Below are 3,150 nucleotides of genomic sequence, written 5' to 3'. Positions count from 1 at the left end.
CACGTGACACGAGCGACGCACCCGGGGCGGCTACCGGCCGTCCGTGACGGGACGGTGACACCGGGACCACGCGAGCCCCAACCCGGGGTCGCGAAGGCGCAACGGCTCCCCGGGCCCGGACGCGTCCGGGCCCGGGCTGAGGCATGATCTCGACATGGCCATCGTCGCGGGGATAGACAGTTCGACCAGCCGCACCCGGATCGTCGCGTGCGACGCCGACACCGGTACCGTCCTGCGCTCCGGCAAGGCACCGCACCCCGTCCCCGAGGACCAGGACCTGCGCCCCGGCGAGGCCGACCCCCAGGTCTGGCTGCACTCCCTCGGCGACGCCGCGACCGGCGGCCTGCTGGAGAGCGTCCGGGCGATCGGGGTCAGCGCCCAGCAGCACGGGATGATCGGCCTGGACGCGGGCGGGGTGCTGGTGCGCCCGGCGATCCTGTGGAACGACCCGCGCTCCAGCGGAGCCGCCGCCAAGCTGCTCGACGCCCTCGGCGGCCCCGCCGCCTGGACCGAGGCCATCGGCGCCGTGCCCGCCCCCACGTACACCATCGCCAAGCTGCGCTGGCTGGCCGAGTTCGAGCCGGCCAACGCCCGCCGGGTCGCCGAGGTGCTGCTGCCGCACGACTGGCTCGTCTGGCAGCTGCTCGGCCACCCCAAGCGCCGCACCACCGACCGCGGTGACGCCTCCGGCACCGGCTACTGGTCGCCGATCACCGGCGAGTACCGGCAGGACCTGGTCGAGCTGGCGCTCGGCCACGAGCTCCGGCTGCCCGACGTGCTGCCCCCGGCCGAGCCCGCCGGACACACCCCCGAGGGCCTGCTGATCTCGGCCGGCACCGGGGACAACATGGCCGCCGCACTGGGCCTGGGCCTCGGCCCGGGCGACGCGGTGGTCTCGCTCGGCAGCGCCGGGACGATCTTCGCCGTGCACGGGGAGGCCGTCGTGGACGCCTCCGGCCTGGTCTCCTCCTTCGCCGACGCCAGCGGCCGCCACCTGCCGATGGTCGCCACCCTCAACGCCGCCCAGGTGCTGCGCTCCACCGCCGCCCTGCTCGGCCGGGACCTGGAGGGCCTCAGCGACCTCGCCCTGCACTCCACCCCCGGTGCCTACGGCCTGGTGCTGCTGCCGTACCTGGACGGCGAGCGCACCCCCGCGCTGCCGCACGCGGCCGGCACCCTGACCGGCCTGCGGGCCGAGGCGATGACCCCTCAGCACCTGGCCCGGGCCGCCGTCGAGGGCATGCTGTGCAACATCGCCGACGCCCTGGACGTGCTGCGCGCCCAGGGCGTCGAGGTGAAGCGGGTGTTCCTGCTCGGCGCGGCCGGCCGGCTGCCGGCTGTCCGGCACGTCGCACCGATGCTGTTCGGCGTCCCGGTCGTGGTGCCGCCGCCGGGCGCGCACGCCGCCCGCGGGGCCGCCCGGCAGGCCGCCTGGGCGCTGGCGGGCACCCCGGAGCCGCCGGAGTGGGAGCTGCCGGACGCCGAGACCGTCGAGCCCGACGGCGAGCAGGACCTGGCGATCGGCTCGGCGGTCCGCCGGCAGTACCGGGCCGCCCGCGACCAGATCCACCCGGAGGCGGCCGGCTGACGGCCCTGCGGCGGTGGCGGTGGCGGTGGCGGTGGCGGCCGGTGAAGGTGCGTCGCCCGGAACCCGGTGGCAGCGTGGGACGGGACACGGCCACCGACGCGAAGGGCGGCAGGACGCCATGGCGCTGCACAAGGGGGCCGGCGGCGACCGCCGGCTGAGCCTCGGCCCGTACCCGACCACCGCCGACCCGCTGGGCTCGATGAAGCTCGCCCCGCCGCTGCACCGGCTCGGCGAGGTCCCGGTCGCGGCCGACACCGCGTACCAGCTGATCCACGACGAGCTGATGCTGGACGGCAACGCGCGGCTCAACCTGGCGACCTTCGTCACCACCTCGATGGAGGCCCAGGCCACCCGGCTGATGACCGAGTGCCTCGACAAGAACATGATCGACAAGGACGAGTACCCGCAGACCGCCGAGTTGGAGCGGCGCTGCGTGGCGATCCTCGCCGACCTCTGGCACGCCCCCGACCCGGACGCCGCGGTCGGCTGCTCCACCACCGGCTCCAGCGAGGCCTGCATGCTGGCCGGCATGGCGCTCAAGCGCCGCTGGACGCGGGCCAACGCCGAGCGCTACGCCGACGGGGCCCGGCCCAACCTGGTGATGGGCGTCAACGTGCAGGTGTGCTGGGAGAAGTTCTGCAACTTCTGGGAGGTCGAGGCCCGCACCGCGCCGATGGAGGGCGACCGCTTCCACCTGGACGCCGAGCGGGCCGTGGCGCTGTGCGACGAGAACACCATCGGCGTGGTCGGGGTGCTCGGCTCCACCTTCGACGGCTCGTACGAACCGATCGAGGGGATCTGCGCGGCCCTGGACGCCTTCCAGGAGCGCACCGGCACCGACGTGCCGGTCCACGTGGACGGCGCCTCCGGCGGCATGGTGGCGCCCTTCCTCGACCCGGAGCTGGTCTGGGACTTCCGGCTGCCCCGGGTGGCCTCGATCAACACCTCCGGCCACAAGTACGGACTGGTCTACCCCGGCGTGGGCTGGGCGCTGTGGCGCGACAAGGAGGCGCTGCCGGAGGAACTGGTCTTCCGGGTCAACTACCTGGGCGGCGAGATGCCGACCTTCGCGCTCAACTTCTCCCGGCCCGGCGCGGAGGTGGTGGCCCAGTACTTCGTCTTCCTGCGGCTCGGCCGGGAGGGGTTCCGGGCCGTCCAGGGTGCCTGCCGCGAGGTCGCCGGCTACCTGGCCGGGCAGATCGGGAAGCTGGACGGCTTCCGGCTGCTGACCCGGGGCGACCAGCTCCCGGTGTTCGCCTTCACCACCGAGGCGGGCCTGCCGTACGACGTGTTCGACGTCTCCCGGCGGCTGCGCGAGCGCGGCTGGCAGGTGCCCGCGTACACCTTCCCGGCGAACCGGGAGGACCTGTCGGTGCTCCGGGTGGTCTGCCGCAACGGCTTCTCCCGGGACCTCGCCGACCTGCTGCTGGCCGACCTCGGCCGACTGCTGCCGGAGCTGCGTCGCCAGCCCGTCCCGCTCAAGGAACTCGGGGTGCCGGCCCGGCCGGGCTTCCACCACTGAACCGGCCTCGCGCCGCGGCCGGAGAGTCGACGGCGGGGAG

At 74.9% G+C, this 3,150-nt stretch carries 2 protein-coding genes; both read left to right on the top strand.

Features of this window, described 5'->3' with window-relative positions; genetic code table 11:
• Positions 1 to 154 precede the first annotated feature (154 nt).
• Positions 155 to 1,588, top strand: a complete 1,434-nt coding sequence (locus ACFRMQ_RS39630; protein ID WP_380735755.1) for an FGGY family carbohydrate kinase — start codon at positions 155 to 157, stop codon at positions 1,586 to 1,588.
• 118 nt (positions 1,589 to 1,706) lie between these two features.
• Entirely contained in the window at positions 1,707 to 3,110 is a 1,404-nt protein-coding gene (locus ACFRMQ_RS39625; RefSeq protein ID WP_380735754.1) for a glutamate decarboxylase, read from the top strand.
• The last annotated feature ends 40 nt before the right edge of the window (positions 3,111 to 3,150 follow it).

Source organism: Kitasatospora sp. NPDC056783 (genome assembly GCF_042789895.1).
In the GTDB taxonomy this organism is placed as follows: domain Bacteria; phylum Actinomycetota; class Actinomycetes; order Streptomycetales; family Streptomycetaceae; genus Kitasatospora.
Note: the sequence above shows the minus strand (reverse complement) of the source record. Positions and strands in the feature narration are given on the sequence as shown.